The sequence below is a fragment of the Rhodococcus (subgen. Prescottella) equi genome (genome assembly GCF_003013675.1).
Lineage (GTDB): Bacteria > Actinomycetota > Actinomycetes > Mycobacteriales > Mycobacteriaceae > Prescottella > Prescottella equi.
On sequence record NZ_CP027793.1, the window covers coordinates 654,635 to 681,057 of the forward strand.

Annotated in this window: 28 protein-coding genes and 1 riboswitch; of the genes, 17 read left to right on the forward strand and 11 right to left on the reverse strand. The window is 68.9% G+C overall.

Annotation, left to right across the window (positions count from 1 at the left end; genetic code table 11):
- The first annotated feature begins 66 nt into the window (after positions 1 to 66).
- The 3 genes from C7H75_RS02980 (at position 67) to C7H75_RS02990 (ending at position 3,351) form a co-directional block, all read left to right on the forward strand.
- Positions 67 to 966 (forward strand): RNA polymerase sigma factor, encoded by a 900-nt coding sequence (locus tag C7H75_RS02980; RefSeq protein ID WP_372489582.1) that lies wholly within the window; start codon positions 67 to 69, stop codon positions 964 to 966.
- A 71-nt stretch (positions 967 to 1,037) separates the two neighbouring features.
- Positions 1,038 to 1,152: riboswitch (SAM riboswitch) on the forward strand.
- 53 nt (positions 1,153 to 1,205) lie between these two features.
- The gene (locus C7H75_RS02985) at positions 1,206 to 2,522 is read left to right on the forward strand and encodes an aminotransferase class V-fold PLP-dependent enzyme (RefSeq protein WP_064059612.1); all 1,317 of its coding nucleotides are present in this window, start codon (positions 1,206 to 1,208) and stop codon (positions 2,520 to 2,522) included.
- Between the two features lie 193 nt (positions 2,523 to 2,715).
- Positions 2,716 to 3,351 carry an LLM class flavin-dependent oxidoreductase gene (locus C7H75_RS02990; protein WP_084848791.1) on the forward strand — a complete coding sequence of 212 codons (636 nt, stop codon included), beginning with the start codon at positions 2,716 to 2,718 and terminating at the stop codon, positions 3,349 to 3,351.
- A 10-nt stretch (positions 3,352 to 3,361) separates the two neighbouring features.
- On the opposite strand, the gene C7H75_RS02995 is transcribed toward C7H75_RS02990, so the two are convergent.
- Both C7H75_RS02995 and C7H75_RS03000 read right to left on the reverse strand, forming a co-directional pair.
- Positions 3,362 to 4,120 (reverse strand): methyltransferase domain-containing protein, encoded by a 759-nt coding sequence (locus tag C7H75_RS02995; RefSeq protein WP_005515784.1) that lies wholly within the window; start codon positions 4,118 to 4,120, stop codon positions 3,362 to 3,364.
- Between the two features lie 20 nt (positions 4,121 to 4,140).
- Positions 4,141 to 4,926, reverse strand: coding sequence for an oxidoreductase (locus tag C7H75_RS03000; protein WP_106850919.1), 786 nt, complete (start codon positions 4,924 to 4,926; stop codon positions 4,141 to 4,143).
- A gap of 121 nt (positions 4,927 to 5,047) precedes the next feature.
- Here C7H75_RS03000 and C7H75_RS03005 point away from each other — a divergent pair, with 121 nt between their 5' ends.
- The 5 genes from C7H75_RS03005 to C7H75_RS03025 are packed head-to-tail and all read left to right on the forward strand — an operon-like array spanning position 5,048 to position 10,013.
- Complete coding sequence (locus tag C7H75_RS03005; protein WP_175271621.1) at positions 5,048 to 6,043, forward strand: glycoside hydrolase family 26 protein; 996 nt, start codon at positions 5,048 to 5,050, stop codon at positions 6,041 to 6,043.
- Entirely contained in the window at positions 6,043 to 7,281 is a 1,239-nt protein-coding gene (locus tag C7H75_RS03010) for a PP2C family protein-serine/threonine phosphatase (RefSeq protein WP_022593929.1), read from the forward strand. Before C7H75_RS03005 ends, C7H75_RS03010 begins: the two co-directional genes overlap by 1 nt.
- A complete protein-coding gene (locus tag C7H75_RS03015; RefSeq protein WP_106850920.1) occupies positions 7,278 to 9,251 on the forward strand; it encodes a glycosyltransferase family 2 protein in 1,974 nt (657 codons plus the stop codon). Before C7H75_RS03010 ends, C7H75_RS03015 begins: the two co-directional genes overlap by 4 nt.
- The gene (locus tag C7H75_RS03020; protein ID WP_005515778.1) at positions 9,248 to 9,586 is read left to right on the forward strand and encodes an STAS domain-containing protein; all 339 of its coding nucleotides are present in this window, start codon (positions 9,248 to 9,250) and stop codon (positions 9,584 to 9,586) included. Before C7H75_RS03015 ends, C7H75_RS03020 begins: the two co-directional genes overlap by 4 nt.
- Positions 9,576 to 10,013 carry an ATP-binding protein gene (locus C7H75_RS03025; protein WP_069856328.1) on the forward strand — a complete coding sequence of 146 codons (438 nt, stop codon included), beginning with the start codon at positions 9,576 to 9,578 and terminating at the stop codon, positions 10,011 to 10,013. The genes C7H75_RS03020 and C7H75_RS03025 overlap by 11 nt, the downstream gene beginning before the upstream one ends.
- Positions 10,014 to 10,036: 23 nt before the next feature.
- Here the strand turns inward: C7H75_RS03025 and C7H75_RS03030 are convergent, their stop codons facing one another.
- The 3 genes from C7H75_RS03030 to C7H75_RS03040 all read right to left on the reverse strand — a co-directional run bounded on the left by C7H75_RS03030 (position 10,037) and on the right by C7H75_RS03040 (position 12,317).
- A complete protein-coding gene (locus C7H75_RS03030) occupies positions 10,037 to 10,591 on the reverse strand; it encodes a flavin reductase family protein (RefSeq protein WP_005515775.1) in 555 nt (184 codons plus the stop codon).
- A 124-nt stretch (positions 10,592 to 10,715) separates the two neighbouring features.
- Positions 10,716 to 11,189, reverse strand: coding sequence for a YbaK/EbsC family protein (locus tag C7H75_RS03035; protein WP_005515774.1), 474 nt, complete (start codon positions 11,187 to 11,189; stop codon positions 10,716 to 10,718).
- A gap of 15 nt (positions 11,190 to 11,204) precedes the next feature.
- The gene (locus C7H75_RS03040; protein WP_081205615.1) at positions 11,205 to 12,317 is read right to left on the reverse strand and encodes an ABC-2 transporter permease; all 1,113 of its coding nucleotides are present in this window, start codon (positions 12,315 to 12,317) and stop codon (positions 11,205 to 11,207) included.
- 69 nt (positions 12,318 to 12,386) lie between these two features.
- On the opposite strand from C7H75_RS03040, the gene C7H75_RS03045 reads away from it, so the two are divergent.
- Positions 12,387 to 13,019 (forward strand): TetR/AcrR family transcriptional regulator, encoded by a 633-nt coding sequence (locus C7H75_RS03045; protein ID WP_044990433.1) that lies wholly within the window; start codon positions 12,387 to 12,389, stop codon positions 13,017 to 13,019.
- On the opposite strand, the gene C7H75_RS03050 is transcribed toward C7H75_RS03045, so the two are convergent.
- Complete coding sequence (locus C7H75_RS03050; protein WP_084847004.1) at positions 13,013 to 13,534, reverse strand: 2-oxo-4-hydroxy-4-carboxy-5-ureidoimidazoline decarboxylase; 522 nt, start codon at positions 13,532 to 13,534, stop codon at positions 13,013 to 13,015. The two genes, C7H75_RS03045 and C7H75_RS03050, sit on opposite strands and share 7 nt — an antisense overlap.
- 218 nt (positions 13,535 to 13,752) lie before the next feature.
- Here C7H75_RS03050 and C7H75_RS03055 point away from each other — a divergent pair, with 218 nt between their 5' ends.
- Genes C7H75_RS03055 through C7H75_RS03070 form a run of 4 tightly spaced genes read left to right on the forward strand, consistent with a single transcriptional unit; the run spans position 13,753 to position 17,153 of the window.
- Positions 13,753 to 14,106: a VOC family protein gene (locus tag C7H75_RS03055; RefSeq protein ID WP_172504556.1), complete on the forward strand. Its 354-nt coding sequence runs from the start codon at positions 13,753 to 13,755 to the stop codon at positions 14,104 to 14,106.
- A 30-nt stretch (positions 14,107 to 14,136) separates the two neighbouring features.
- Positions 14,137 to 14,574 (forward strand): carboxymuconolactone decarboxylase family protein, encoded by a 438-nt coding sequence (locus C7H75_RS03060; RefSeq protein ID WP_013414768.1) that lies wholly within the window; start codon positions 14,137 to 14,139, stop codon positions 14,572 to 14,574.
- Positions 14,575 to 14,612: 38 nt separating this feature from the next.
- Positions 14,613 to 15,443 carry a crotonase/enoyl-CoA hydratase family protein gene (locus C7H75_RS03065; RefSeq protein WP_013414769.1) on the forward strand — a complete coding sequence of 277 codons (831 nt, stop codon included), beginning with the start codon at positions 14,613 to 14,615 and terminating at the stop codon, positions 15,441 to 15,443.
- 33 nt (positions 15,444 to 15,476) lie between these two features.
- Positions 15,477 to 17,153, forward strand: a complete 1,677-nt coding sequence (locus C7H75_RS03070) for an MDR family MFS transporter (protein ID WP_005515765.1) — start codon at positions 15,477 to 15,479, stop codon at positions 17,151 to 17,153.
- A 22-nt stretch (positions 17,154 to 17,175) separates the two neighbouring features.
- Here C7H75_RS03070 and sigJ read toward each other — a convergent pair whose 3' ends face one another.
- The 4 genes from sigJ to C7H75_RS03090 all read right to left on the reverse strand — a co-directional run bounded on the left by sigJ (position 17,176) and on the right by C7H75_RS03090 (position 19,889).
- Positions 17,176 to 18,039, reverse strand: coding sequence for an RNA polymerase sigma factor SigJ (gene sigJ, locus C7H75_RS03075; RefSeq protein WP_013414771.1), 864 nt, complete (start codon positions 18,037 to 18,039; stop codon positions 17,176 to 17,178).
- 1 nt (position 18,040) lies between these two features.
- Complete coding sequence (locus tag C7H75_RS03080; protein ID WP_013414772.1) at positions 18,041 to 18,514, reverse strand: carboxymuconolactone decarboxylase family protein; 474 nt, start codon at positions 18,512 to 18,514, stop codon at positions 18,041 to 18,043.
- Positions 18,515 to 18,637: 123 nt separating this feature from the next.
- Positions 18,638 to 19,300: a transcriptional repressor LexA gene (gene lexA / locus C7H75_RS03085; RefSeq protein WP_106850921.1), complete on the reverse strand. Its 663-nt coding sequence runs from the start codon at positions 19,298 to 19,300 to the stop codon at positions 18,638 to 18,640.
- Positions 19,301 to 19,397: 97 nt separating this feature from the next.
- Positions 19,398 to 19,889, reverse strand: a complete 492-nt coding sequence (locus C7H75_RS03090) for an inorganic diphosphatase (RefSeq protein ID WP_005515761.1) — start codon at positions 19,887 to 19,889, stop codon at positions 19,398 to 19,400.
- Between the two features lie 179 nt (positions 19,890 to 20,068).
- On the opposite strand from C7H75_RS03090, the gene dacB reads away from it, so the two are divergent.
- From dacB to hpt, 4 genes are read left to right on the forward strand one after another with little or no spacing between them, the layout of a single operon-like run.
- Positions 20,069 to 21,478 (forward strand): D-alanyl-D-alanine carboxypeptidase/D-alanyl-D-alanine endopeptidase, encoded by a 1,410-nt coding sequence (gene dacB / locus C7H75_RS03095; RefSeq protein WP_106850922.1) that lies wholly within the window; start codon positions 20,069 to 20,071, stop codon positions 21,476 to 21,478.
- A gap of 33 nt (positions 21,479 to 21,511) precedes the next feature.
- A complete protein-coding gene (locus C7H75_RS03100; protein ID WP_106850923.1) occupies positions 21,512 to 22,561 on the forward strand; it encodes an Rv3626c family coenzyme F420 biosynthesis-associated protein in 1,050 nt (349 codons plus the stop codon).
- Positions 22,558 to 23,547, forward strand: coding sequence for a tRNA lysidine(34) synthetase TilS (gene tilS / locus C7H75_RS03105; RefSeq protein ID WP_233281851.1), 990 nt, complete (start codon positions 22,558 to 22,560; stop codon positions 23,545 to 23,547). The genes C7H75_RS03100 and tilS overlap by 4 nt, the downstream gene beginning before the upstream one ends.
- 12 nt (positions 23,548 to 23,559) lie before the next feature.
- The gene (gene hpt, locus C7H75_RS03110; protein ID WP_005515752.1) at positions 23,560 to 24,114 is read left to right on the forward strand and encodes a hypoxanthine phosphoribosyltransferase; all 555 of its coding nucleotides are present in this window, start codon (positions 23,560 to 23,562) and stop codon (positions 24,112 to 24,114) included.
- Here hpt and C7H75_RS03115 read toward each other — a convergent pair.
- Complete coding sequence (locus C7H75_RS03115; RefSeq protein ID WP_106850924.1) at positions 24,075 to 26,414, reverse strand: serine/threonine-protein kinase; 2,340 nt, start codon at positions 26,412 to 26,414, stop codon at positions 24,075 to 24,077. The genes hpt and C7H75_RS03115 overlap by 40 nt on opposite strands.
- Between the last annotated feature and the right edge of the window lie 9 nt (positions 26,415 to 26,423).

The window sequence follows — 26,423 nt, forward strand, 5'->3', positions numbered from 1 at the left end:
CCGAGTCGCGGCCGAGGTGGCGACGGTGGGGCTCACGCGCCCGAACGGCTGCGCGGCGACCGCGAGGTGGACGCGTTCCGGCAGAAGTTCGAGGACTTCGACGAGGAGATGCCGTCCGTCGCGGACGACCAGTTGCGGTTGATCTTCACGTGCTGCCACCCGGCGCTGTCCGCGGAGTCACAGGTGGCGTTGACGCTGCGTCTCGTCTGCGGACTCACCACCGCCGAGATCGCGCGCGCGTTCCTGCGGCCCGAAACCACGGTGGGACAGCGACTCAGCCGCGCCAAGTCGAAGATTCGGAACGCGGGGATCCCGCTGCGGCTACCGTCCGACGAGCAGTTCCCCGAGCGGCTGCCCATCGTCCTCGCCTGCGTGTATCTCGTTTTCACCGAAGGCTACTCGGCGACGGCGGGGGAATCCGCGGTCCGGGCCGAGCTGTGCGACGAGGCGCTGCGGCTAGGGCGTCTGCTGTGCGTACTCGTGCCCGCGGAGCCCGAGGTGTGGGGCCTGTCGGCCCTGATGTGCCTGCAGGACAGCCGACGTGACACCCGTGTCGACGCGACCGGACGGGCGGTGCCGCTCGACGAGCAGAACCGCGGTCGATGGAACCGCGAGCGGATCGCGGAAGGCTTGGCGTGCATGACCGTTGCCGGTGAGAGTGACGGCGGACGGTATGCGATCGAGGCGTCGATCGCCGCCGCGCACGCTGTCGCACCGACCTTCGCGGACACCGACTGGGTCGGCATCGTCGGCGCGTACGACCGGCTGCCGGCACTGCGGGAATCTCCGGCAGTGCGAATCAATCGTGCTGTGGCGGTGAGTTTTCGGGACGGACCCGACGTCGGGCTGCGGGTGGTCGACGAGCTGGGGACCCCCGGCGCGGATCGGCTCGAGCACGTGGTGGCGGCGGTTCGCGCCGATCTCCTGCGGCGGGCCGGGCGGCCGCAGGAGGCGGCCCAAGTGTGACCACCGTCTCATGTTCGAAGGGTTGACGGTGGGTTGACATCGCGAGGACGGCTCTGCCATTCTCGTTGCCAGGTCACGAGTACCAGCGTCAAGCCCCGGCTAGCTGGTCGGCAACCCTCCAACCGCGGTGGGGTGCTCCGGGTGACGACCAGGTCATGGTCCACAAGGACATGGCAAGCGCGGACTCCGATGGCGTCGACTTCCACTGCCGACGAGTCCCAAGACTCGAAGGATTTGTGATGACCGCTGTACTGACCGCCGACGCCTGCGCCACCGCTCCGATCGCCCGGGTGTCCGGCTGTGACTTGCAGGTTCCGCTCGTCGGGGGTGGAACCTGCGTTTACGCAAACTTCGACTACGCAGCCAGCGCCCCGGCGTTGTCGCAGGTCACGGACCGCGTCCAGGAGTTGCTGCCCTTCTACGCCAGCGTCCACCGCGGTGCCGGCTACGCCTCGCGGGTGAGCACCGAGGCCTACGAGAACGCCCGTGGATCCGTCGAGCGCTTCGTCGGCACTGACACCGACCAGGTCGTGGTCTTCACCCGCAACACCACCGATTCACTCAACCTGCTCGCCAGCTGTGTTCCCGGCGACGTCGTGGTCCTCGACATCGAGCACCACGCGAACTTCCTGCCGTGGAAGAACTCTCGCGTCGTCGAGGCCGCCGACACGGTGGCCGAGACCATCCGCCGCATCGTCGCAGAGCTGTGCGCCAAGCCCGCTGCCCTCCTCGCGATCACCGGCGCCTCCAACGTCACCGGCGAGGTCCTCCCCATCGCCGAACTCGCCGAGGTCGCCCACCGCTGTGGTGCCCGCATCCTCGTCGACGGCGCACAGCTCACTCCGCACCGCCGCGTGAACCTGGCCGAGAGCGGTGTCGACTACCTGGCGTTCTCCGGGCACAAGCTGTACGCGCCGTTCGGGGCCGGCGTCCTGGTCGGCCGTCGGGACTGGCTCGACGAGGCCGAGCCCTACCTCGCCGGTGGCGGCGCCGTGCGCGAGGTGACCGTCGACGAGACCTGCTGGGCCCCGGCCCCGGCCCGCCACGAGGCCGGCAGCCCCAACGTCCTCGGTGTCGCGGCGCTCGCTGCTGCGTGTGATGCGCTGGCCGCGTTGGACTTCGACAAGGTGGTCGAACACGAGCAGGTGCTCGCCTCCCGTCTCGCGGAGGGGCTCGCGGAGATCGACGGCGTGCAGTTGCTGCGCCTGTGGTCGGACGCCCCGGACAGCGTCGGCATCGTCACCTTCACCATCGACGGCTACGAGCCCGGCCAGATCGCCGCATACCTGTCGGCCGAGCACGGCATCGGTGTGCGCGACGGTCGATTCTGCGCCCACCCGCTGCTCAACCGCATCGGTCACGCCGGCGGTGCGGTGCGCGCCAGCCTCGGCCTGGGCACCGGCTCCGACGACGTCGAGCGGCTGATCGCCGCCGTCCGCCGGCTGGTCGCCGGCGAGCAGACGTGGAACTACGGCAAGACCGACGGCCTGTGGAACCCGGTTCCGGAGACGCGTGGCTTCTCCAGCAGCACCGACGGTGCCGCCGAGTGCGTCTGACCGTCTCGGAATCGGTCTGATTCGAACTGTGGTGGGGGACAGGATCGGGGGATAGCGTGACGCGCATGCAGTCGACGCACACGCACGGGCAGTGGTCCCGCCGTCATGTCGATCTGTGCCGCACCTCCTCGGACAGCTGTACGCGCTGACGCCCCGCGCCCTCCATCAGCTGTCTTCTTCCGAGGAGTTCGTCATGTCCCACTCCGTTTTCGCCTCCGTCCCGTCCATCGCCCCGCGGCGTCCGCTGCGGGTGGCCGTCGAACTGACCGGTGCCGGGCATCATCCCGCCGCATCGCGGATCGCCGGCAACGTCCCGCTCACCGGGCCCGACTACTGGGTCGACCTGACGGTTGGCCCCGACATCCTCGACCTCGCCGCCCGGCCCGCCGTGGTGCAGCGCATCCAGGCTGCGGATCTGCGCGACGCGCAGCAGGCCCGCGAACGGATCCGCGCCGAGGTCGCCGCCGAGGGGCGGGATCCGAACAGCGTCACCGTCCTCGTCGACATCGAGGTCCTGATCGCGCCCGATTCGCGAAGCGCGCGTACCGAACTGGCACTGCTCGACGAGACTCTCGGGGTGCCGCACCAGTCGTCGTCGCTGACGTACGTTGGGACCGCGGAGGGACTCGGGAGCCTGCTCGCCGACATCCGTGCCGCCGACGTAGCGGACGGCGTCACACTGCTGCCGCTCGCCCTCCCGAAGGTGCTCGAGCGCATAGTGGACGGAACCCTGCCCTGGCTGGAGCGTCGTGGCTTGGCGACCGCGTCGGACGCCGTCGACGAGGCGCTTTCCCGGTTCGGGCGGACTCGCCCTGCTCGCGCGTCCTGAGTTCGCCCCGTCAGCCCGGTTTGCGGGCCTCGATGAGGAACCGGGTGGAGTGGGCGACGAACGACCCCTCCGCTCGGATCCGCCGGTCGAGGTCCCGTAACCGGCCACGGTAGGCGTCGACGGTGAAGCCGGGGACGATCCAGATCACCTTCCGCAGGAAATAGATCGCCGCGCCGACGTCGAAGAACTCCATGCGTAGCCGCTCGAACCGCAGATCCACGACCTCGAGTCCGGCGGCGTGCGCCTCTGCCACGGCCGTGTCCGGATGTCGCAGTTCTCGCGCCTCGGGCTGCGGACCGAGGAAGTACTCGGTGAGTTCGAAGGCGCTCGCCGGCCCCACGTGTTGCGCCAGATAGGTGCCGCCGGGGGCGAGCACACGGGCGATGTCCGGCCACGAGACGACGTTGGGGTGGCGACTGCTGACCAGATCGAAAGCGTTGTCCGCGAACGGTAGTGGCGGCTCGTCCGACGCGTGCACCACCACCACGCCGAGCGGGTGCAGCATCTCGGTGGCCTTCGCGAGGTTGGGCGGCCACGATTCCGTCGCGGCCGTGGTGGGAGCGATCGCCCCCGCGCCGGCGAGGACCTCTCCGCCTCCGGTCTCGATGTCGAGCGCGGCCGACGCTCGCGCGAGACGCGCACCCAGCAGACGCTGGTAACCCCAGGTCGGGCGCTCCTCGGTGGCTCGCCCGTCGAGCCACGAGAACTCCCAGCCCTCCGTCGGGGCGGCCTCCGCCTCGGCGACCAATTCGTCGAATGTGCGCTCCATGACAACGAGTTTCCCAGAGATCAGAGGGTTTTGATCAGTCCGCCGTCGATGACGAAGTCGGCTCCGGTGACGTTGCTGCAGCGATCACTGGCGAGGAACAGCACCAGATCGGCCACCTCGTCCGGGCGGGTGAATCGTCCGGTCTCGGAGCCGGCGGCGGCGGCCTCGACGACCGCTTCGGCGCTGCTGCCACTGACACGCGCGACGGTGGACGCCACCCCGTCCTCGGCCAGCCACAGCGCCGTCGTCACCGGCCCCGGACTGACGGTGTTGACCCGGATATTCTGGCCGGCAACCTCTTTGGACAGTGATTTGCAGAAGTTGGTGAGCGCGGCCTTCGCCGCGCAGTAGTCCACCACCCCGGGATCCGGAAGAAGCGCGTTGACCGAGCTGACGGTGACGACGGCTCCGCCGCCGCGGCGAACCATCTGGGGGAGCGCCGCACGGGTGGTGCGCACCGCGGACAGGAACGTCACCGACAGAGACGCGATCCAGTCTTCGTCGGAGACGCTCGTGAAACCACCGGTGCGTGGCGTGACCGCCCCGGCGTTGTTGACCAGGATGTCCACTCCGCCGCGTTCGGCCGCAGCCTCGACCAGCGTGACCGGGCCCTCCGCCGTGGACAGGTCACACGGCACGAACGTCACATTTCCCTGGGCCTCCAGCGATTCGAGTTCGGGAGTGCGAGTGCGAGATCCGGCGACGACGTGGCAATCCTCGGATGCCGATGCGCGCGTCACCGCCAGCCCGATGCCCTTGCTCGCGCCCGTGACCACGACGGTCTTCCCGGCCAGATGCAGGTCCATCACTTCTCGATCCTGTGGATCGGACGGTGTCGGATCCCATGCTACCGGCGTCCTGCCGAGCCAGAGGGCGCTCTTCGCGACGACAGGTGCGTGAGCGGTCCGGTTCGGGAACACTGCCCTCATGGTGGAAGTGCGTGCCGGAATCAAGAGGCAGGTCGGGGCGGTCGTCGTGCTGGCACTGACATCGGTGTTCGTGGCCGGTTGCGCACGCCCTGTCACGTGTGACGGCACGGTCACCGCCCTGCATGCCGATCCGGGTCCGTGCCTCCGATTCGGGGTGAGCACGCCCGGCGGGTCGACGGCAGTCGACGAATTCCTGACAGTTGCCCGCACCGTCGGCAAGGCGCCCAGTGTCGTCCTGTCGTTCTCCGACTTCGCTACGGCGCCGCCCATCGCCGGACTCGATGCCGTGAGCGCGTTCGGTGCCGATCCGATCGTCACGTGGGAGCCGTGGAGATGGATCGAGGGTGGCACCTACGATTCGAGCGGATTCGCGCTGCAGTCGATCGTCGACGGTGTGCACGACGACTACCTGTACCGGTGGGCGGACGAGCTCACCGCGTGGGGGAAGCCGGTGTATCTGCGGTTCGCGCACGAGCCCAACGGCACCTGGTACCCGTGGAGCGTGGCCGCAGGTACCCCCGCCGATGTCTACGTCGCGGCTTGGCGGCACGTGCACGACCTGTTCGCGACCCGACGCGCCCACAACGTCAAATGGGTGTGGTCTCCAAATGTCTCGTTCCCGGGCAGTAGCTCGACGGGCGCGACCTACCCCGGAGACGACTACGTCGACGTGGTGGGTGTGGACGGCTACAACTGGGGAACTTCGCAGCCGTGGAGTCACTGGATCGCGCCGACCGACCTCTTCGTGCCGACCATGGACGAACTGCGCCGGATCGCTCCGGGGAAACCGCAACTCGTGACCGAAGTGGGCAGCGCGGAAGCCGGAGGGTCCAAATCCGAGTGGATCCGGAATCTCGTCCGAATGATCGAGAGTCGACGCGACGTCGCCGGATTCGTGTGGTTCGATCATGACAAGGAAGCGGATTGGAGTATGGCGAGCACCCCGGAATCGGCAGTTGCACTCGCCGAGGCGTTGGGGACGAGGTATCGCTGATGACGACTGTCGGGGCGGGGATTCCGCCGGAGCTGGAACGCGACCGGCTGCGATCGCTGAAGCAACTCGAGCTCATCGACACCCCGCGCGAGGAGCGGTTCGAACGGCTCACCCGCATGGCCCGTCACGTGTTCGGTGTGCCGATGTCGAGTGTGTCCTTGATCGACCAGGATCGGCAGTGGTTCAAGTCGATTCAGGGATTGCCGTTGTCCGAGGTGCCCAGGGAGCGGACGGTGTGCCAGACGACCATCGCCCGCAGCTACGACCACGCCGAGGATCCGGCTCTCGTGTTGGAGGACGCGGCCGCGGATCCGGACTTCGCTTGGATCCCCGGTATCGGTGGCGACGGCGGTATCCGGTTCTATGCGGGGTACCCGCTCTACGGACCCGGTGGCCACCCGGTCGGCACCTTCTGTCTGTACGACACCGTTCCCCGCACGCTCGATGCCGACCAGGTCGCCGCCTTCTCGGAGTTGGCGGCGATGGTGCAGCGCGAACTGCAGTGGGCCGACGATCTGGAGCGGGCCGCGGCGATCCAACGCCAGTTGTTGCCGCGGCCGCTGTCCGGGATCGACGGCGTCGACGTTGCGGCCGTGTGCATCCCGGCGTTCGTCGTGGGGGGAGACTTCTACGACCACTATCCGATCCGCGGTGGTCTGGTGGTGACGGTCGCCGATGTGATGGGCAAGGGGATGGGCGCGGCCATCGTCGCCGCGGGCGTGCGGTCGGCCTTCCGGGGCGCGTCCCGACTGTTCGGACGGATCGACTCCGACGGTTCCGTCGCTCTCGACGCCGGGACGGCGACCACGGCTGCGGCCGAGCATCTCTCGGAGGATCTCGAGGACACCGGAACCTTCGCGACGGCGTTTCATGCTGTTCTCGACTGTGAGACCGGCACGGTGACCTACGTCGACGCCGGCCACGGCCTGTCGATGGTTCGCCGCAGTGACGGCACCGTCGAAGCCCTGGGCACGGTCGGATTACCGCTGGGCGTCGTGCAGGGCGATTCGTGGTCGGCTGATCGCATCGTGCTGGAGGACGGGGACATGCTGGTGGTGTGCTCCGACGGATTGCTCGACCTTCTCGACGGAGGCAGCGACTGTCGCGCGGTCCACCGCTTCGTGGCGGACAAACCGAACGCGTCGGCCCTCGTCGAGGCAGTTCGAGCCGTCACGGCCGACGCCCCGCCCCTGGACGATGTCACGGTTGTCGCGATCCGCCGGGGAGGCCGCCGATGACGGCGCTCGACACCGATGCCGCGAAGGCCACCTACCCGTCCTTCGGGTTGCGCGCGCTGATCGTGCTCACCGCCGTCCTGGGTCTGAACTACATCGTGTGGCGATGGTTGTTCTCGGTGAACTGGTCTGCTTGGTGGATCGCCGTCCCCCTGGTCGTGGCCGAGACGTACAGCCTGATCGACTCGTTGCTGTTCGGCTTGACGATGTGGCGGCTGAAGCGGCGGAAGGCGCCGCCCGAGGCCCCGCCCGGCGTGACCGTGGACGTGTTCATCACGACTTACAACGAGCCGCTCGACCTGGTTCTCGGCACCGCGGAAGCCGCGCAACGCATCCGGTACCCGCACACCACGTGGATCCTGGACGACGGAGATCGACCCGAACTCGCCGCCGCTGCAGCACGACTCGGGGTCCGCTATCTCACCCGTTCGGCAGTGTGGGCCGACAAGCCGCGGCACGCCAAGGCCGGAAACCTGAACAACGCCCTCCTGGCCACCGAGGGCGAGTTCCTACTCGTCCTCGACGCCGACCAGGTTCCCGATCCGGAGATCCTCCACCGCACGCTCGGCTACTTCCGGGACGAGAAGATGGCGTTGGTTCAGACGCCGCAGTACTTCGTGAACGTTCCACCGTCCGATCCGCTCGGCAGCCAGGCGCCGCTCTTCTACGGGCCCATCCAGCAGGGCAAGGACGGGTGGAACGCAGCGTTCTTCTGCGGATCCAATGCGGTTCTGCGCCGAGAAGCGCTGATGCAACTGGGGATCACCGGCTACGTGCGGGCGGTCGAGGACGGCGTCCGCCGGACCCTGCGCACCGCGAGCAAGGTGCTCGATCGCGCCCGGATCGAGACCGACGAACCGTCTGTGCAGGCCGCTCTGGACTCGGTACGTGCGGCGGTCGTCCGCGCCCGCGAGGATCTGCGCGCCGAGATCCCGATCGCCGACGTGACGTTCGAATTCCAGCAGCGGGTGGATGCTGCCGCCCGCGCCGTCGTCGAGGCCGATGCCGATGCGATGCGCGCCGACCTGGCAGCCATCGAATCGGTACTGGGGGAAGCGGATCCGGACGACGCGTCGGGGGTCCTCCTCGACGACACCGTCCTGCGACGACTCGCGGACCGCGACTGGTCTCCGCTGGGTGCGATCGAGTCGGTGCGCCGCATGATCCGCGCGGTCGACGTCGGCCGGGACGACGAAGCGCAGCCCATGCTCCCGCTGGCGACGATCTCGGTGACCGAGGACATGGCCACCTGCATGCGGCTGCATGCGCAGGGCTGGCGGTCGGCGTACCACCACGAGGTCCTCGCCCACGGTCTTGCTCCCGAGGATCTCGGCACGATGCTGACCCAGCGGTTGCGGTGGGCGCAGGGGACGATCCAGGTGATGCTGCGCGAGAACCCGCTGGTGCAGCGGGGCCTGACACTCGCGCAGCGGTTGATGTACTGGGCCACGATGTGGAGTTACCTGTCCGGGTTCGCCGCCATCGCCTACATTGCGGCACCCGCGGTGTACCTGATCTTCGGCGTCATGCCGGTGGACGCCTACAGCTGGGACTTCTTCGGTCGGCTCGTACCGTTCCTGGTGCTCAACCAGTTGCTCTTCTTCGTCGTCAGCAGGGGGACGCCGACGTGGCGCGGCCAGCAGTACAGCCTCGCGCTCTTCCCGGTATGGATTCGCGCGTGTACGACCGCGTTCGACAACGTGGTCCGCGGGAAGTCGCTGGGATTCGCAGTGACACCCAAGACGCGTCAGGAGCAGGGCGCGCTGCCGTGGCACCTGGTCCGCTGGCAACTGGGCGCGATGGGAATGCTCGTGGTTGCCTCCGTGACCGGGCTCGTCCAGCTCTACTTCGGTGCCATCTCGGTTCTCGGTGTCGGCGTCAACCTGTTCTGGGTGCTCTTCGACCTCGTGATCCTGAGCGTCGTGATCAAGGCGGTCCGCTACCGTGGGCCGGATTCGGAAGGAGTCAGATGAAGCGGTTCGACATCCGAACCACGGACGCGGGCGTCGTGGTCATCAGTCCACAGGGTCGTCTCAACATGACGGCGGCGCCGATCCTCCGTGAACAGTTGCGCGAACTCGTCGAGGCCGGGTCGACCAGGCTGGTTGTCGACCTGGGCCGGACCGATTTCATCGACTCATCGGGACTCGGGGCTCTGATCTCCGGCCTGAAGACAGCCCGTCAGGCCGGCGGTGACCTGCGTATCGCTGCGCCCACCGCGCAGATCGAGACGGTGCTCGAACTCACGAATCTCAACCGCGTCCTCCGCAGCCACGACAGCGCAGACAGCGCGTTCGATGCCCGGTGAGAGCTCCGGACCCGACGCGGGGAGCAGCAGCGGTGCCGGGCGTTCGCTGAGGCTGGTCACGGCCTCGGACACCCTCGACCGCATCCATGCGTTCCTGGACGAGGCGCTGGCCGGCGAGCCGGTCGACGATCTGGTGCGCATGCAGTTCGAGATCGCGGTGGCGGAGATCGCCGCGAACATCGTCGAACACACAGCACGGGACGCGCCGGTCGGTGTGCATCTGGAACTGCGCCTGCTGCCGGACCGACTCGAGGCGGAGTTCCGGGACGACGGCAGACCTGTTCGGGTCGACTTGGCGTCGGTGGCCCTCCCGGACGACCTGGCCGAACGCGGACGCGGCTTGGCGATAGCGCGCGGGGCGCTCGACGAACTGTCGTACCAGCGCGACGGCGACACCAATCGTTGGCTCCTCGTCCGGCACCGGTAGCCGGGACACCAAACCGACGGACGTCAGTCGATCGGGGTGGCCCGGTGGTAGCGGCCCTCGTGGTACAGCAGGGGAGCGGCGGAGGCCTCGGCGTCGTTCTCGTTGTGCAGGCGGGTGATCAGGCCGATCACCAGGGTGTGGTCGCCGGCCGGGATCAGCTGATGGATGGTGGTGCGCATCCAGATCGGGGTGCCGTGCAGCACGGGCTCGCCGGTCTCGAGGCGCGACCACAGCGACTCGTCACTGAACCGCTGGTCGGCGCTGCGCGAGAACCGCTGCGAGAGGTGCTGCTGGTGCTCCCCGAGCAGATGCACGACAACCGAGTCGGCGGCGTGGAGCGCATTGATGCTCGACGAGTTCAGTGCGATGTTGAACGAGATGAGCGGCGGATTCATCGACAGCGACGCGAACGACGTCGCCGTGAAGCCGACCGGACCGTTCTCCGAATCGAGAGTGACGATGGTGACGCCGGCCGGGTGGCGGCGCATCGCGGCCTTGTACTCCTCGTTGCTGATGCTCTCCACGCCATCGGCGGGGACGACAGCAAGCTCGGACGCATTCTCGACAGACTGTGACAAGGCATTCTCCGATTCGAACCTGGTGGACTGCCGCCACTATAAGGCCAGGCTCACCGGGCAACCAGGTTCTCGTTCACTGAGCGGGCAACTGCTGTTCCCCTTGCTCCGTCCGGCATCCGACCGATCAGTCCATGTCGACGGCCAGACCGGCCGTGACCCGCAGAAGTTCGGGAAACGTGCTGCGGAAGACCGTGTCGGGATGCCCGGCGGCCGCCCACAGTTCCGGGTGGGCGGCGAGCGCGGAGTCGAGATATGTCGGCAGGTTGGTGGGGTGTCCCAGCGGCGCCACACCACCGATCGGCTGCCCGGTGACCTCCTGCGCGAGATCGAGCGGGGCGCGCGTCAGGGTGCCCTGCAGACGAGCCCCGGTGGCGGCCAGGTCCACCTCGTGTGAGCCCGAGACGAGCAGCAGCACCGGCTCGTCGTCCAGGAGGAAGATGAGCGACTTCACGATCGCGCCGGGATCCGCGCCCAGAGCTTCCGCAGCCTCCAGGGCGCTGCGGGTCGGTGCCGGCTGGGTGACGATGACGCCGTGGTGGCCGCGCGCGATCAACGTGTCGGCGACGTGCGCCGCATTGGGATGCAGCAGCCTGGGCATGGGTTCAGAGTAGGACTACTTCGCGGCCGGGGCAGCCGTATCGGCACTCGAACTGACGGTCCTCCGTGACCGCCACGCCGTGAAGCCGAGGAGCAGTACGGCCCCGACAGCCGTGTACAGCGCCAGCGCCACCGTGGGCTGTCCCAGCCCGACGTTGTCGAAGTACACGATGCTGCGCACCCCCTCGGTGCCCGCGCCGGGCGTGATCCACTTACCGATGGCCGCGTAGAAGCTCGGGATCACGTTGGCGCCGAACGCGCCCCCCGCGCTCGGATTGCCGAGGACCACGAACACCGCGATCGCGAGCGGCACCGCGAGGATGCCGACCGCCGCCCGCAGGCCCAGGGTGAACAGGCCGGTGGCGAACACGACTCCCGTGCCCAGAATCCACAGCGGGAACCAGTGTCCGGCAAAGGTTCCCAGGACGTGTGTCGTGATGAGTGCGCCGAGGGCGCCCGAGACGACGGAGTATCCGAACATCACGGCGACATGTGCCCATGCCTGCCGGAGCGTCGCAGGTGCTCCGATGATCAGGCCGATCGCCGCCGCCAGCAGGTAGCCGCCGACGACCCAGCCGATCGACAGGTAGAAGCCCGACAGTCCGCGGTTGTCGTGCGCCCCGACGGGGATCTCGTCGCGCACGACCAACTGGCGGTCCTGGCTCTGCGCGACCTGTCCGAAGACCGACTCGAGTGCCGAAGCGATGGAACTGCCACCCGCGCTCGCGGTGATGAGGGTGTCGGTGCCGTTCGGTGCGATCACATACGCACCCTGGATCTCGCGCTCGCGGAGCAGCTGCCGCACCTCGGCGGTGTCGACGGCGGTGCGGGCGTCGACCGGACGTCCGTCGAGCGCGTTGAGCTTGTCGACCGATTGCTGCGGTATCCCGGCGGGCACCCCCGGTCCGGCGACGACGGCGACCGAGATGTCCCGCGGTGTCGGCTGGTGGAAGGCCGCGACGTAACTGAGGATGAATCCGAGTTGCAGAGCCAGCACGCCGACGACGAGCGCGGCCATCACCTTGCGGGAGCCGAAGCGCTCGAGCGGACTGGCAGGCGCCTGGGGGACGGCGGGGGTGGTGGCGGACGACGTCGGAACGTCGGCTGTCTCGGTGGCAGGTGCGGTCACGGGTGTCCTCGGTGTCTGAGTGGTTTCGCGGTCTTGTCGATACCGTGGGTATTGAATACCCTAGGTATCGTGACTGGTAGTCGTCAAGACGAGTTGTCCGCGACTGCGCGGCCGGGGCGGGACGTGGTGCGGGCGCGGATCCTCGAGGCCGCCGCCGACGAGTTCGCCGAACAGGGCTTCGCCGGCGCCAAGCTCGCCGAGATCGCCCGCCGCGCCGGCTTCACCAAGGGGGCCGTGTACTCGAACTTCGAGTCGAAACAGGATCTGTTCGCCGAGTTGTTCGCGCAGCGCTCCCTCGACCTCGCCGGCCGCGTCCTCGCCGAGATCTCCGGCCTGGACCTCGCCCACGCGGTGGGTCGCGGCGGTGCGGAGATCGCGTCCGCGCTCACCGCTGACCCGGGATGGTCGCTGCTGGTACTCGAGTTCGGTGTCCAGGCCGGCCGCGACCCGGTCGTGAAGCAGGCATACCTGCGCGAACGTCGTTATCTGCGCGGCAAACTCGTCGAACTGATCGGCGACCGTGCTCGGGAGTGGGGGGTGGACCTCGACGTCCGCACCACCGCCATCGCCTTGATGGCCCTCATCTCCGGGCTGGTCCTCGAACACTCCGTCGACCCCGAGGAAGTGGACCAACGCGCGATGGGTGAGGTGGTGACCACCCTGTTCGCCGGAGCCGTCGCGCGGGCCACGCGGTCTCAGTAGTCCGGAAACCCGCCCTCCGGCCCCAGCATCCGTTCCAGCCGGGTCCGTGTGATCCGCGCGAGTTCCGTTGTCCGGACTTTTCGTTCGGTGTCGACGTCGTGGGTCATCCGCGCCGTCAGGTCGGCCAGCAGCGCGCGTCCGTCACGCCCGTCGGAGAACCACACGTACCGGAAGCCGAACAACTCCTCGTACGCCGCGGCGGCGTCCTCGAGGGTGTGCATGACGGCGGCATCCTCGACCCACACGGCGCACTGCTCACGGAACGAGGGTCGGCTGCGGGCCCGGGAACCGATCCGGGGATGACCCTGCAGCGCCTGCTCGATCTCCGGCTTGGACAGCGCGTGCAGTTCCGCGTCCGCGGCCGCCAGAAGCTCGGTGTACGTCCGGTATTCGCGGCCGTCGGCGATGCGCGTCGACCACGACAGGCAGCAGCAGCACTCGAAGAGCGCGTGCACCGCCCGGCGGCGGGGCAGCTCGTTGAACCGGTCGAGGCCGATTCCCTGATGCATGAGCATGTGCAACCCCTCTCGACATCGTGCCACCTGCGGGTACTCAGATCATGCGCGTGTCGCGGCGTGGAACGGGTCCGTGGACGGGGGAATTTCCGCACATTTAACGACCCGCCACGGTTGCCGAGGGTGGGCCGCGCACTGGAATCGCGACTCCGGAGCGCCGGGCCGACCGAACTGGGAGTATCGAGTACGCCCGCGACGCGATGGGACAGGAGGACGACATGCGCGTCACTCGCATAACGGCCAATCTGCATGTCCCCGAGGTCGATGGGGCCAAACGGTTCTACGCCGACTTCCTCGGATTGAGCACCGAGGAGTTCGACATGGGTTGGGTCACGCGCCTCACTTCTCCCGACACCGGCGTGAGCGTCCAGCTCGTCACCGGCGACGCATCGGCGCCCGAGGATTCGGTGGTGTCGGTGCACACGACCGACGTCGACGCCGCGTACGCCGAAGCGCAGGCGGCCGGATACGAGATCGTCCATCCGCTCACCACGGAACCGTGGGGGGTGCGCAGGTTCTTCGTTCGCGCACCGGACGGCAACGTCCTCAACATCGTTCGGCATCACGAATGACGGCACTACATCCGCAACAGAGGAGCGCACATGAGTTCGGTGAATCTCGGCAAGCAGCACCCGGACGCGTACAAACAGTTGATCGCGCTCAACGGGCAGGCCGACGCCGCGGTCGAAGCGTCGGGTCTGGGCCCACTGGTCGGCGATCTCGTGAAGATCAGGATCTCTCAACTCAACGGCTGCGCCTTCTGCCTCCGGATGCATACCCGCGACGCCCTCGAGAAGGGAGAGACCACCGATCGGGTGGCCGTACTGGCGGCCTGGTGGGAATCGCAGTACTTCTCGCCGCAGGAACGGGCGGCGCTCGCGCTGGCGGAGCAGGTGACACGACTGTCGGTGCCGGACGCCCGGGCGTGGGACGACGGATCCCTCACCGACGAGCAGGTGTCGGCGATCAGTTGGCTCGCGATCGTGATGAACGCGTGGAACCGCGTCGCGATCACCAGCCACTATCCCGTCGCGCCCTGACTCTGGTGCGCCCGAGGCCGTCAAGTTACTCTTCGGTAATGACGGAACAGCAGAGCTGGAAGGCGTTCACAGTCGAGCGCAAGGACCACGTCGCGCAGGTGACGCTGATCGGACCCGGCAAGGGCAATGCGATGGGACCGGACTTCTGGGACGAGCTGCCCGGCATCTTCGCCGAACTCGACGCCGACCCCGAGGTGCGGGCGGTCGTGCTCGCCGGATCCGGCAAACACTTCTCGTTCGGGTTGGACCTGCCCGCGATGAGTGGAGGCTTCGGCGCCGTGCTCGCCGACAAGGCCCAGGCCGGGCCGCGCACCGACTTCCACAACCTCATCAAGCGGATGCAGGCCGGTATCAACGCTGTCGCGGACTGCCGCAAGCCCGTCGTCGCCGCGATCCAGGGCTGGTGCATCGGCGGCGGCGTCGACCTGATCTCGGCCGCCGACATCCGTTACGCGAGCGCCGATGCGAAGTTCAGCATCCGCGAGGTCAAGGTTGCTATCGTCGCCGACATGGGCAGCTTCGCCCGCCTGCCGGCGATCATCGGCGACGGGCATCTGCGTGAACTCGCGCTGACCGGCAAGGACATCGACGCCGCCCGCGCGGAGAAGATCGGACTGGTCAATGACGTGTTCGAGGACGCCGACGCAGTACTCGCCGCGGCCCACGCGACCGCCGCCGAGATCGCGGCCAACCCGCCGCTCGTGGTGCAGGGTGTCAAGGACGTGCTCGACCACAGCCGATCCGCGGCGGTGAACGACAGCCTGCGTTACGTGGCCGCGTGGAATGCGGCCTTCCTGCCGTCGGAGGACCTCACCGAGGCCATCACGGCGGTGTTCCAGAAGCGTCCACCCGAGTTCCGGGGACGCTGACCGCGATGTGACGAGCGACGGCGGGGGCCGGACATGACCGAGGAACCACGAGGTACCGATCCCGCCGTCGCCCCCGGGCAGCAGGCGACCTTCAGTCACCGTCAGATCCTGGCGATCCTCAGCGGCCTGATGCTCGGCATGTTCCTCGCCGCGCTCGACCAGACGATCGTCGCGACCGCGATGCGCACCATCGCCGACGACCTCGACGGCTACGCGCTCCAGGCGTGGGTGACCACCGCCTACCTGATCACCGCGACCCTCGTCACCCCGCTGTACGGAAAACTCTCCGACATCTACGGCCGCAAACAGTTCTTCATGGCCGCGATAGTCCTGTTCGTCATCGGCTCGGTGCTGTGCACCTTCGCGCAGTCGATGTACATGCTCGCGGTGTTCCGGGCGATCCAGGGCCTGGGCGCGGGCGGCCTGTTCTCCCTCGCCCTCGCGATCGTCGGCGACATCGTCTCCCCGCGCGAGCGAGCCCGCTACCAGGGCTACTTCCTGGCCGTGTTCGGCACGTCGAGCGTCCTCGGCCCGGTGATCGGGGGCCTGCTGTCGGGGCAGCCGTCGATCCTGGGAATCGCCGGTTGGCGGTGGGTGTTCCTCGTCAACGTCCCCATCGGACTGGTCGCGCTCGCCGTGGTGTGGCGGGTCCTGCACCTGCCGCCCGTGCACCGGCCGATGCGGATCGATTGGTGGGGCGCCCTGGTCCTCGCGGTAGGCCTGGTGCCGATTCTCGTGGTCGCCGAGCAGGGGCGCGCGTGGGGCTGGACCAGTCCGGAATCGTTGACCTGCTACGCGATCGGCGTCGTGGGCGTGCTGGGATTCGTCGTCGTCGAGTACTTCATGAAGGACGCGGCACTGTTCCCGCTGCACTTCTTCCGCGGCCAGACGTTCGCGCTCGGCGTGCTCATCAGCTTCCTGGTGGGTGCGGTGATGTTCGGCGCGATCACCGTCATTCCGCAGTACCTGCAGGTGGTGCAGGGCTCGAGCCCGACGCTCGCCGGATTCCAGATGCTGCCCGCAGTACTCGGCATCGCGATCGGCTCGGTGGTCTCCGGCCAGTTGATCGCCCGCACCGGCCGCTACCGGATCTTCACGATCGTCGGCGCCGTCCTCATTGCGGTGGCCGCGCTGCTGCTGCACTCGGTGACCGCGCACACCAGTCTGTACGTCTTCATGACCTTCATCTTCGTGCTCGGGCTCGGGCTGGGAAACCTGCTGCAACCGTTGACCCTCGCGATTCAGAACGCGCTGCCGCCCAAGGACATGGGCGTCTCCACCGCATCCGCAACATTCTTCCGGCAGATCGGCGGCACGCTCGGCGTCGCATTGTTCCTGTCGATCCTCTTCGCCCAGCTGACGCCGTCGATCACCACGCAACTGCAGGACGCCGCCCGGTCACCCGAATTCCAACAGGCGGTCGCGGCCGGTGCGAGCAGCCCGAACCCGGTGGAGGCCGAGATCGCTCGCGGCCTGATGAGCGGGGACCCGAGCGCCGCGAGCGCCGCGATGAACGACACGTCCTTCATCGAACAGCTGAACCCCACGCTCGCGGCCCCGTTCAAGGACGGATTCGCGATCGCCTTCGAGGCCGTCTACCCGCCGATCGTGGTCCTCGCCGTCGTGTCGCTGGTGCTGATCCTCATCTGGCGGGAAGTCCCGCTTCGGCAGAAATCGGGTGTGGACGCCGACGAGTCCGTCGACAGCTGACACGTCGGCGGCGGTTCGTCCGTCATCGGCCCTGGATGCCGATACCGTTGAGCTTCTGCGGGTTACGGACGAAGTCGATCGAGGTGACCAACCCCTCGGTGATGCCGAGCGCGACGACGCCGTCCAAAGCGTCGCCGACGAAGACCAGGAGTGCCGGGTTGTGGTTGACGACGGTGGCGCGCATGGTCTTGTGCGGTCCCTGCGCCGCGATGCCGGACAGGAAGGCGGCGATCGCCTCGGCGCCGAGGACCGGTTCGAGTGCGGCCCGGACGATGCCGCCACCATCGGCGGTGAGGACGGCATTCGGATCGAGGACACGCAGCAGCCCTTCCAGATCTCCGGACGTCGCGGCCTCGGCGAAGGCGTCGACGACACTGCGGTGCACCGTGGGATCGATCGTGAATCGTGGCTTGCGGGAATCGATGTGGTCGCGAGCGCGCGAGGCCAGTTTCCGACAGGCTGCGGGGTTTCGGCCCAGCGCCGTACCGATCTCGGTGAACGAGAGCCCGAACAGGTCGTGCAGGACGAACGCCGCGCGCTCGGCCGGGGCCAGCGTCTCCAGGACGACCAGCATCGCCCACGAGATGGAGTCGGCCAGGCTGACCGCGTCGGCCGGATCGGCTGCCGTCTCCACCGGCTCCGGCAGCCAGGGGCCGACATAGCTCTCACGCCGGCTCCGCGCCGAGCGCAGCACGTCCAGAGCGAGGCGGGAGGTCGTGGTGACCAGCCATCCGGTGAGGTCGTCGATCTCGTCGAGGTTGCTGCGCTGCAGGCGGATCCAGGCTTCCTGGACCACGTCCTCGGCCTCGGTCACGCTGCCGAGCAGCCCGTAGGCCACGCCGACCAGGCGTGGCCGCAGGGCGTCGAACTCGGATGCGACGGACATGTCAGCCCCACTGACCGGGGGTGTAGCCGCCTGCCGGCGTGGCCGCGATGACATTCATCCGATTGTAGGAGTTGATCAACGCGATCAACCCGACCAGCGCGGCGAGTTGGTCCTCGTCGAAGTACTTGGTGGCGTTGGTCCAGACGTCCTCCGGAACGCCGCCCGCGGCGTCGGCGATGCGGGTGCCCTGCTCGGTCAGCTCGAGCGCGGCGCGCTCCGCATCGGTGAAGACGGTGGCCTCTCGCCAGGCTGCGACGAGGTTGAGGCGCAGCGCCGACTCGCCGGCGTGGGCGGCGTCCTTGGTGTGCATGTCGGTGCAGAAGCCGCAGCCGTTGATCTGGCTGGCACGGATCTTCACCAGTTCCTGCGTCGTGGCGGGCAGCGTCGAGTCGCCGATCACCTTGCCCGCCGAGTTGATGTACTTGGTGAACTTGGCGGCAGTGGCGTTGCCGAAGAAGTCGAGTCGAGCGTTCACGGTACTTCCTCCTGATGCGTTGTTTCGCGGTCGGAGGGAGGACGGGGCGGGCGCGACTTGTGTGACCTGTTGTGAGGCAGGTCACAACATAGCCGGCCTCGTGGGGCGGCGGCTCGGCGGGCGTCAGATCCGCCGCATCACCGAGACCACCTTGCCGAGGATCACGGCCTCGTCGCCGTCGATGACCTCGTAGGCGGGGTTGCGCGGCTCGAGCAACACGTGCCCGTTACTGCGTCGCAGCACCTTCACCGTCGCCTCGCCGTCGATCATCGCGGCCACGATCTCGCCGGAGTGCGCCTCCTCCTGGCGGCGCACCACCACGGTGTCGCCGTCGCAGATCGCGGCGTCGACCATCGATTCGCCGCGCACCCGCAGCGCGAAGACGGTGCCCGAGCCGACCAGCTCGCGCGGCAGCGACAGCATCTCGTCGGCGTGCTCCTCCGCGAGGATCGGAGCGCCGGCGGCGATGTCGCCGACGACCGGGACCGTCACCGTGTTCTCCGTGGACCGTCCCGGCGCGGAGCCGGTGAGGAACGGGCGCACGTCCAGCTGTCGGGTCATCGACCCGCCCCGGCGCAGGAAGCCCTTGTCCTCCAAGGCCTTCAGATGCTTCGACACCGTCGATGTGGACCGCAGCCCCACCGCGTCCGCGATCTCACGGGTACTCGGCGGGCACCCGTGCCCGTCCACCCAGTCCCGGATCGTCAGCAGAATCCGCTGCTGACGCGGCGGCAGGGTGGAGGCGTCGAGGCCGCCGAACATGTCGAGATCGTCGTAACCGGTCACCCGCCGAATCGTAGTGGGGGCGTCGGACGGCGCCGGAAGGCAGCAGAAACAGCGAGGGGCGGGACCACCATCGTGGCCCCGCCCCTCGCAGACGAACTCAGTGTCCGCCGTTGGCCTTCAGGCGCTCGACGGCTTCCGTGATGACCTTCTCGGCCTCGGCCCGACCGACCCAGTCGGCGCCCGTGACGTGCTTGTTGGGCTCGAGATCCTTGTAGTGCACGAAGAAGTGCTTGATCGCGTCCAGCTCGAACTGCGCGACATCCGCCAGATCCTGGATGTGATCCCAGCGCGGGTCGCCCGCGGGGACGCACAGCACCTTGTCGTCGCCGCCGGCCTCGTCGACCATCTTGAACATGCCGACCGGGCGGGCCTCGACGATGACGCCGGGGAAGACCGACTCGGGCAGCAGCACCATCGCGTCCAGCGGATCGCCGTCCTCGCCGAGGGTGTTCTCGATGTAGCCGTAGTCGGCCGGGTAGCCGAAGGAGGTGTAGAGGTAGCGGTCCAGCTTCACGCGGCCGGTCTCGTGGTCGACCTCGTACTTGTTGCGCTGGCCCTTGGGGATTTCGATGGTGACGTCGAACTCCACGTCATGTCCTCACTGTCTGGGTCTACTGGCTGTCTGCCTAGCCCGCCTGGATCGACGGTTCGGGAAAAGGGTAGCCGGTCGGCGATACTGTGTGATGCGGGCGCCGGAAGCAGTGGGAACTGCGCGCGAGACGATCTGGATGGTCCGCGGAATCAGCGGCGAGAGATTTCGGAGGGACGTTGGCGGGCGACGGGAAGAAGAAGATCGGCGCACTGGCCGGACGCCGCCGCCGAAATGTCCGGATCCTGATGTCGCTGGTCGCCGTGCTGATCGTCGCAGCCGCGGCACTGACGATCGTCCTCGTCCAGAAGGACACCTCCACCGCGGCGGACGGCGCCACCACCACGTCCGCCGAGCCGTCGCCGGTCACCGCGACGCCGCAGGTGGCACCGGTTCCCGACGACGCGCCGATGCCGACTCCGGCCGCGCTCGGTGCCGTCCTCGCCCCGCTGGTGTCGAATCCCGCGCTCGGCGCCTTCACGGGTGTCGTCGCCGACGCCCGCACCGGCACCACCCTGTGGAGTCAGAACCCCGACACTCCGATGACCCCGGCGTCCACCGCCAAGATCCTCACCGCCGCCGCCGCGATGCTGTCCCTGTCACCGGACCATCGGGTCGAGACCCGCGTCGTGCAGGGTTCGCGACCCGGCGAGCTCGTGCTCGTCGGCGGCGGCGATCCGACCCTGACGGCCCAGCCGGTCGGCCAGCCCAGCTACTACCCGGGCGCGCCCCGGATAGCCGACCTCGTCGAGCAGATCCGGCGCGCGGGTGCGGAGGTCGACAGCATCGTCGTCGACATCAGCGCCTACGCCGGCCCGACGATGGCGCAGGGCTGGATGCCCGAGGACGTCGCCGCCGGCTACATCGCGCCCATCGAGTCCGTCATGATCGACGGCGCGCGGAGCGACCCGTTCGCCGAGGAACCGCCGCGCAGCGCCACCCCGGCACTCGACGCCGGTCGTGTCCTCGCGCAGGCCCTCGGCATCGATCTCGCCCGAGTCACCGTGGGCAAGGCCGAATCCGGCGCCGCCCCCGTCGCGAGCGTGCTGTCCGCGCCGTTGCGTGACCGGCTCGGGCAGATGATGCGTCGCTCCGACAACGTGCTCGCCGAGACGATCGCCCGCGAGGTCGCGGTCGCGAAGAACTCCGAATCCTCCTTCACCGGTGCGACGGAAGCGATCGGGAAGACGCTCTACGACGCCGGATTCAAGACCGACGGGCTCACCCTCCACGACGGCAGCGGGCTGTCCGTCGACGACCGGGTCCCGGCCCGGCTGCAGGCCGACATCCTCACCGCGGCGGCGGGGGAGACCAAGCCGCAGCTGCGGCCGATGCTCGACGACCTGCCCGTCGCCGGTGCCACCGGCACCCTGTCCGACCGCTACGCGTCGGGCGACCGGACCGGCGCCGGCTGGGTGCGCGCCAAGACGGGAACGCTCTCGGTCGCCAGTGCGTTGACCGGGTACGTCGTCGACGTGGACGGTCGGGTACTGACGTTCGCGCTGATGTCCAACGATCGTCCGCCGGAGGTGAGCCGTCCCGCACTCGATGCGGTGGCGGGTGCGCTGCGGCTGTGCGGCTGCAGGTGAGGTAGCAGGTAGCAACCGGAAGTGGGTCGAGAGGTGACGGAGCCCGAGCACGGATTCGCGAACGCAGTGGACTGGGGTGTCGCCGCGCGCGCCGGTGCCCGCCTGGCCCCGGCCGGACCGGCCACGTCCCGCTACACCGCGGAGAGCGTCGTCGCCGAACTCGCGCAGGCGTCGATCCGCGCCGAAGGACCGGTCCGCGACGTCACGAGGCTCGCCGACGGGCTGCCGATCCCCGAGGCTCAGGTCCTCGATCGGGCCGGCTGGATCCGCGCCGCCGCGCAGTCGATGGCACAGCTCACCGGTTCCGATCTCGAGGCCGGGCAGAAGACGCTGCTGGCCGGCAAACCCGGCGGACTCCAGGCCGGGGCGATGCTGGCGTTCCTGTCGTCGGCCATCCTCGGCCAGTACGACCCGTTCACCGGTGAGCACGGCGCACTGCTCCTCGTCGCCCCCAACGTGTTGCAGGTGGAGCGCACGCTGCGGGTTCCGCCCAGCGACTTCCGGCTGTGGGTGTGCCTGCACGAGGTCACGCACCGGGTCCAGTTCTCGTCGGCGCCGTGGATGGGCGACTACATGCGCCGGTCCGTCGCCACGCTCGGCGAGGCCGCCGACGAACCGATGACCGAGATGGTCACCCGGCTCGCGGGTGCGCTGCGCGAACGCCGCCGCGACGACCTGCCCCCGGACCAGCGCGGCATCGTCGGACTGCTGCGCGCGACACAGGCCGAGCCGCAGCGGCAGGCGCTGGACCGGATGCTGATGCTCGGCACGGTGCTCGAGGGTCACGCCGACCACGTGATGGACGCCGTCGGACCCGACGTCGTGCCGTCGGTGGTCCGCATCCGCAAGGCGTTCGACGCGCGCCGTCACCGCAAGAGCAACCCCGTCCAGCGCGTCGTCCGTGCGCTGCTCGGGATCGACGCCAAGATGGCGCAGTACGTGCGCGGCAAGGTGTTCGTCGACACCGTCGTCGCCAAGGTCGGGATGGACGAGTTCAACGCGATCTGGTATGGCCCCGACGCGCTGCCCGTCACCGCCGAGGTCGATGATCCGGACGCGTGGATCGCCCGGGTCCTCGGGTGAGCGCACCGTCCTCGCCGCCGCTGCTCCCGGAGGAGCCCGCGATTCTCGAGGTCAGGCACGCGGTGCGCGCCTGGCTGGCCCGGCACCACCCGGCGGGAGGTGTCGTCGTGGCGCTCTCCGGCGGCGCGGACTCGCTGGCGCTCACGGCGGCCGCGGTCGCCGAGGCACCGTCGGTGCGGGCCGTGGTCGTCGACCATCGCCTGCAGGACGGGTCCGCCGAGGTCGCCGCCGCCGCGGCCGCCCGCGCACTCGAGTTCGGTTGCGCCGGCGCCGACGTCGTGCCCGTCGACGTCACCGGACCCGGGGGGCTCGAGGCCGCCGCCCGCGCTGCCCGCTACGCAGCCCTCGACGCCGCGCGCGCCGGGCGCCCGGTACTGCTCGGCCACACCCTCGACGACCAGGCCGAGACCGTGCTGCTGGGCCTCGCTCGCGGCTCCGGTGGCCGGTCGATCCGCGGGATGGCCGGCTACGACGCGCCGTGGGGCCGCCCGCTGTTGGGGGTGCGCCGCGACGTCACCCGTCGGGCGTGCGCCGAGCTGGGCCTGGCCGCGCACGAGGATCCGCACAACGCGGACCCGGCATTCACCCGGGTCCGATTGCGCACCGAGGTGCTGCCGCTGCTCGAGGACGCCCTCGGCGGCGGTGTCGCCGAGGCGCTCGCCCGGACCGCCGAACACCTCCGCGAGGACGGCGAGGTCCTCGACACACTCGCCGAACGGGCCGTCGCGTCCGCACGTGACGGAAATGACCTCGTGATCGAGTACCTGGTCGACGTTCCGGTCGCCGTGCGGCGCCGCGTCCTGCGGCTGTGGCTCCTCGACCTGGGAGCGAAGGCATTGACGGACAAGCAGTTACGTGCCGTCGACGACCTCGTCGGCCGCTGGCGCGGGCAGGGCGGCGTCGCGCTCGGCGGCGGGAGAACGGGAGTCAGGTTGGTTGCATCCCGGCGGCGTGGCAGGCTGTCCGCGGGGTTCGTGAACGACTGAAGGGAATGCTCCGTGTACGAGGGCGACATCGCATCGGTACTGATCTCCGAGGAGCAGATCGAGGAGCGCACAGCCGAACTGGCCGAGGCCGTCGCCGCGCGCTACGCCGACGAATCGATGCAGGACGACCTGCTGCTCGTGGGTGTCCTCAAAGGCGCGATCTTCTTCATGACCGACTTCGCGCGGGCCCTGCCGATCCCCACCCAGATGGAGTTCATGGCCGTCAGCTCGTACGGCTCGTCGACGTCGTCGTCCGGCGTGGTGCGGATCCTCAAGGATCTCGACAAGGACATCGCCGGCCGGCACGTGCTGATCGTCGAGGACATCATCGACTCCGGACTGACGCTGTCGTGGCTGATGCGCAACCTCCGCACGCGCAACCCGGCGTCGCTCGAGGTCGTCACACTGCTGCGCAAGCCCGAGGCGTGCAAGGTCGACGTCGACGTCGCGCACGTGGGCTTCGACATCCCCAACGAGTTCGTCGTCGGATACGGCCTCGACTACGCCGAGCGCTACCGCGACCTGCCCTACATCGGCACCCTCGACCCCAAGGTGTACGGCGGATAGGTCCCCTGGGACACGACGCGTTCGAGTGCCCGCAGATCCTCCTCGAGCAGGCGGAACAGCCAGTACACGAAGACGAACGCGATGACGCCGCCGACGCACAGCACCCGGACGGCATAGATCACGACGGAGATCTCGTCGGGGGACAGGAACGTCACCCCGGCCACCCCGACCAGCGGCACCGACGCGGCCACCGCCAGGTACATGGTGCTGCGCCGGTCCAGTCCGCGGAGTCGTCGCTCGTCGCTGCTGCTGGTGATGCCGTGCGGCAGCAGTGACGGGTACAGGCAGCGCACGGCGTAGAACGTGACCAGGAAGAACGGGTACGCGACGGCGATCGCGCCGCACACGATCTGGGATCCCAGGAAGTGCACGTACGCGCCCTGCGGGATGCTGCCGGCCGCGATCTGCAGCGACACCGGGAACACGATGCCCGCCACCAGCCACAGCGCGAACACCACGGCGACGATCCGGTCGCCCATCAGCAGCGTGTCGGCGCGGGCGCGGGCGAGGGTGGCGGCGTCGTAGGTGCGGCCCTTGCGCAGACCACGGGGCACGGAGATGACGTAGCGGCAGAAGTAGACGATCAGTACGAACCCGAGCGGGAACAGCACGCTGTTGATCACCCGCGACACCTCGACGAACCGTTGCTGCGCCTCCGCGGACAGTTCGCTGATGATCAGCGTCTGGTTGTGGTGGTAGTTGTACATCGCCGCCAGCGCGTTCGGGACCCCCGCACCCAACGCGACGATCGGGATCATCCACGGCCGCAGCCGGTACCGCCAGCTGGTCGGGGGCGGGTCGACGAGGTCGCGGGCGCGTGCGTCGAGGCACAGGTCGAACTGCTGCGCCAGCTCGGCCCCGGTGGCCCATCGACCGTCGGGGTCGGGGGCGAGGCACGTGAGCAGGACGCGGCGCAGCGCGGCCGGACAGTCGTCGGGCAGCTCGTCGCGGAACTGTGGGTCGATCTCGCGGCGGCGCAGCCCGAGCATCCGCTCGAGGGAGGTCGCCGACTCGCCTGCGCCGCTCTCGTCCGCGAACGGACGCCGCCCGGTGAGCAGCTCCCACAGCATCACCCCGAGCGCGTAGATGTCGCTGCGCGCGTCCAGATCGGCCGCCGATCCGCACATCTCCGGGTGGCAGGCCTCGAGCTGCTCGGGGGACATGTAGGCCAGCGAGCCGCCGAAGTACGCGACCGGGCTGGTGCCCGCCACGCGATCGCTGAAACTGATGTTGAAGTCCGCGAGCTTGGGCACGCCCTCCGACGTCAACAACACGTTCGCGGGTTTGATGTCGCGGTGCAGTACGCCGTGCTGGTCGGCGTAGTCGAGCGCGTCGGCGAGACGTCGGCCCAGCCACGCCACCGTCTCGGGCCACGTCAGCGTCGCGAGCTCGTCGCGCACGCTCGAATCCGACGGCCGGATCTCGCCCTTGCGCTCGAGAACCGCATCGATCGACTCGAGCAGCAGCCGCCCCGTCCGGGGATGCCCGGGCGGGTGTTCGCGCACCCGGCGCAGGACGTCCAGCAGGGTGCCACCCGGCACGTACTGCATGTACAGCAGCTTCAGCTCGCGGTCGGCCAGTTGGCGTTGGTCGAACACCCGCACGATGTAGTCGTGGTCGAGCTGGGCCAGTGTCTGCGGTTCGGTGCCGTGGTCGTGGGAGATCTTCACCGCCACCAGCCGCTGCATCGACCGCTGCCGGGCCAGGAAGACCCGGGCGAACGATCCGCGGCCGAGCCCGGTCAGCAGGTCGAAGTCGTCGATGTGGTCGCCGACCTCCACCTGGTCGAGCGCATGCTGCGCGCCCGGCTGCGCGACGAGGGTGCTGCGGTAGTCGCCGGCGCCGTCGAGCACGTCCGTCAACCGGTCGGCGTGCTCCGGGAATTCCCGTGCGTACTCCGCGACGTCGACGGTGTGCCCGCCGCGCCGGCGCAGGTGGAAGTCCTCGTAGATGAGGTCGGGGGGCAGCGGCTTCGACCGCAGTTCGGGGAACTCCTCGCAGTACGACGCCAGCGATCTCGGTCGGTCGGCGCGCAGCAACCGGTACTCGAGATCCACCTTGATCAGCTCGACCAGCGCCGCCCGGCGCAGGGCGTCGCCCACCGGCAGACCGCCGGGGAGGAAGTACTCCAGGTCCGGCGGAGTGCCGTCGCCGGGTGCTTCCCATGCGGACGCGAAGCGGGCCACGACATCGGCCAGGAACGACACCGTCCGGGTTCCGGGTTCGGCCGGCTGAACACCGGTGACCGTCGACGCCGCGGCTCTCGTGGCGCCGGCGGTCGATTCGACTGAACCGTCCATCACTCGTCA